Origin of the sequence: Pantoea sp. CTOTU49201 (genome assembly GCF_032054795.1) — a bacterium.
GTDB lineage: Bacteria > Pseudomonadota > Gammaproteobacteria > Enterobacterales > Enterobacteriaceae > Pantoea > Pantoea symbiotica.
This window is the reverse complement of record NZ_DAMBSA010000432.1, coordinates 1-3,808: the sequence shown is the minus strand read 5'-3', so window position 1 is coordinate 3,808 and position 3,808 is coordinate 1. Positions and strand designations below refer to the sequence as shown.

The 3,808-nt window shown below is 57.1% G+C and carries 1 protein-coding gene; it reads left to right on the top strand.

Annotated features, from left to right (window positions below):
• Positions 1-3,808: glutamate synthase-related protein (locus tag RTY00_RS21555; RefSeq protein WP_312666124.1), on the top strand; the 3,808-nt coding region annotated here is incomplete at both ends.

Sequence of the window (3,808 nt, the reverse complement as noted above, 5' to 3'; positions counted from 1 at the left end):
GATCCGCACACCACCATGGCGCAGCCGTTCCGCTTAATGGCGCACAACGGCGAGCTGAATACCGACCGTAAAAACCGCATCGCTGAAGCGGCACTGATGCTGGCGCGCGGTAAAAAAATTGTGCGTCCAAAAGGTCAGTCAGACAGCTCACGTCTCGACCAAAGCATCCACAGCCGTTTGATGGAAGATAATCTCGACCTGATTAACGCCGTGGTGTCGATGATGCCGCCGGCGTGGGAGAACGATACGTCACTCTCAAACGAAGTGCGCGCCATGCTCGAGTACTTCTCTTTATATGAAGAGAAGAACGATGGCCCAGCTGCGCTGATCTTCGGTAACGGTGAAGTGATCGGCGCGCGTCTTGACCGCCTCGGCCTCCGTCCACTGCGTTCCGTTGAAACTGCGGAATACATCGGTGCGATGTCTGAAGCAGGTCAGATCGCCTTCCCACCGGAAAGCGTACTGCGTCGTGGCCGTATCGAAGCGGGCGGCATGCTCTATTACGATCACAAAGAGAAACGCTCTTACACCACGGTTGAAGCGCTGGAAAAACTAGCAGCTGAAAAAGATTACCTGTCGCTGCTGGGCAAAGCGCGTATCGATCTCGCTGACCTGCCGGAAATTCAGGCAGAGCAGCTCGGCTCGCCGCTGCGTTATCGTGGAGACCTCAAAACCTATCAGCGTTTTGTCGCCTACTACTACAACCAGGAAAGCTTCAAATTCATGATGGACCCGATGCTACAAACCGGCGCTGAGAAGATCTCAGCAATGGGTTACGGCAACGCCATCAACGGCCTGTCCGATCACGAAGGCGGCATGGCGCACTACTTCTCACAACGTTTTGCACAAGTCACCAACCCGCCGCTCGATTCGATTCGTGAAGCGGACGGCATGACGCTGCGTGTTGCTCTGGGTGCAAAACCGCATCTTGGCCGCAGCAAAGGTCAGCAAATCATTGTCCCGACGCCAATCCTGACGCACCTCGACATGCTGCGCCTGCGCGAGCAAACCGTCGCACCTTATGCGCGCTTCGAGATGCTGTACGAGCCAGTCGTTGGCAAAGATATCGTCAGCCGTGCGGCCAACGCCAACGCGCTGGAAAAAGCCATTGATGACTTAGCCCAGCAGGTGGTGGATTTCGCACGCCAGCAAGGCGGCATCGCGGTGATCACCGACCGTCATATCTCCTCAACCCACGCAGCGATTCCGATGCTGCTGATGGTGTCGGCGATCAACCAGCGCTTAGTGCAGGAAGGTCTGCGTCTGGATGTTTCGCTGGTGGTCGAAAGTGGTCAAAGCATCTCTTCACACCATATTGCGGCGACGCTGGGCTTTGGTGCTTCTGCCGTTTACCCACTCGGCGTGCAGATGCGTGCGGAAGAGAAATTCGGTGAAGGCGAAGAAGGCAACAAAGCCTTTAAACGCTATGCCAAAGCAGCCGAAAAAGCGCTGATGAAAACCATGGGTAAAGTCGGCCTGTGTACTGTTGAGAGCTACAGCTGCGGCGAGTTCTTCGAGCCGAACTTCCTGAATACCGACGATCCGGTATTGAAGAAATATTTCCCGAATATCAAAACTCCTGTCGGCGGCGCAGGCTTCCCGGCGATCGCTCAGATGGCGGTAGATTGGCACCAGAGCTCATTGAAAATTCAGGGCGAAGCGGAAGTGCCATTGCTCGGCCTGTTCAAAGAGCGTGCTGAAGGCGCGGGACACTCGTACGGTACCATCGCGGTACGTACCTTTATCGATATGACGGAACAGCCGATTCGCTTTGCTAATAAAGAGCGCGAAGAGGACAACTTTATTCGTTTGATGACGTTGGCCAAACTGGATAACGCATTCAACATCAAAGCAGAAGCCTTTAAAGACAGCAGCTTTGAGCGCATCCCGAATGATGTGATCGACACCTTTGCCATCACGCCTGATTACCGTCAGTTCTCCGGCCTGATGCATGCCGAGCGTAAACGTCGTCCAGCGGCGCTGCGCGACATCCTTGCGCTGCCGTGCGATTTGACCCACGTTGATAGCGAAGCCGAATTCGGCCGCAAACTGGGCCGCTACTCGCTGGTGAACAACGGCTTCGCTACGCGAGGCCTGAAGTGTGAAGCGGTGAACGGCAGCCTGAACCAGTTTGAGCTGCGTCTGATCGATGCGATTGCTGGCCTGAAACCAGAGAACGAGCGCCTGGAAGCGCTGGCGCGTGCGCTGAAAACCCGTTTCACCGACGATATCGAAAGCAGCAGCGTGGCGGATGGCGTACTGCACATCACCGCTTACGGCAAAGCCGCTGATTATCTGTCGCTGATCTTCACCGCGCTGCCATCGCTGCCGCTGGAAGAGATTCAACCTGCACATGAAATTACGCTTACCTTTGCCTCCGGTGCGATGAGCCACGGTGCGCTGGTGGCGCCGGCGCACGAAGCTGTCGCGCACGGTACCAACATGGTTGGCGGCATGAGTAACTGCGGTGAAGGTGGCGAGCACTATTCACGTCACGGCACCATCCGCGCGTCACGTATCAAGCAGTTGGCATCCGGTCGTTTCGGCGTTTGGGCGGCTTATCTGGCCGACCCGATGCTGGAAGAGCTGGAGATCAAAATCGGCCAGGGCGCTAAGCCCGGTGAAGGCGGTCAGTTGCCGGCACCGAAAGTGACCGTTGAAATTGCCGCCGCGCGTGGCGGTACGCCGGGTGTTGAGCTGGTTTCACCGCCGCCGCACCATGACACGTACTCCATCGAAGACTTGGCTCAGCTGATTCACGACTGTAAAGCCGCGCGCGTGCGCGTTATCGTCAAACTGGTTTCATCTGAAGGTATCGGCACCATCGCCGTCGGCGTGGCGAAAGCCGGCGCGGATGTGATTAACGTCGCGGGTAACACAGGCGGCACCGGCGCGGCTTCCGTTACCAGCCTGAAATATACCGGCCGCGTCGCGGAGATCGGTATCGCTGAAGTGCATCAGGCGCTGTGTGCTAACGGCCTGCGCGACAAAGTGCAGCTGCGCTGCTCCGGCGCGCAGCAGACCGGCAGCGATGTGATCAAATCTGCCCTGCTCGGTGGCGACAGCTTCGAGTTCGGCACCACCGCGCTGATGATGTTGAAATGCGTGATGGCGAAAAACTGTAACGTCAAATGCCCGGCCGGTTTAACCACCAACGCCGAAGCCTTTGATGGTGATCCGCGTCAGCTGGCGCAGTATTTCATCAACGTGGCGCAGGAAGTGCGTGAGTTCCTCGCCCGCCTCGGTCTGCGTTCCCTGCGTGAAGCGCGTGGCCGTTCGGATCTGCTGCACTTGATGGATCACCCGCTGGAAGTCGGCAAACTGGATCTGCGTGCGATGTTGACCGTGGTGCCAGAGCAGAAAATTGCTAAGCCGGTGTATCTGGAAAAAGACTTTGAACTGGATGATGGCTGGGTTAACGAGCTGAAAACGCAGCTGGTTGGCGAGGCAAGCCGTGAAATCGCGCTGGGCGCGGGCATCACCCTGAACAACCGTAACAAGAGCGTGGGCGGTCAGCTGGCGATCGATATCGAGCGCATGCTGAACCATGAATTACCTAAAGATCAACTGGCAGCATTGCCAGCGGTAATGAAAGACGATCGCGGTCGTCATTATCTGGCACCGCGTAGCGTGCTGATTAATACCAGCGGTTCTGCCGGCCAGTCGTTCGGCGCGTTCTGCAACGACGGCATGCAAATGAAGCATTACGGCACCTGTAACGACGGCGTTGGCAAAGGCCAGTGCGGCGGCGAACTGGTGGTGATGTCACCAGGCGGCGGCGCACAGGACAGCGATGGCAACGTGTTGA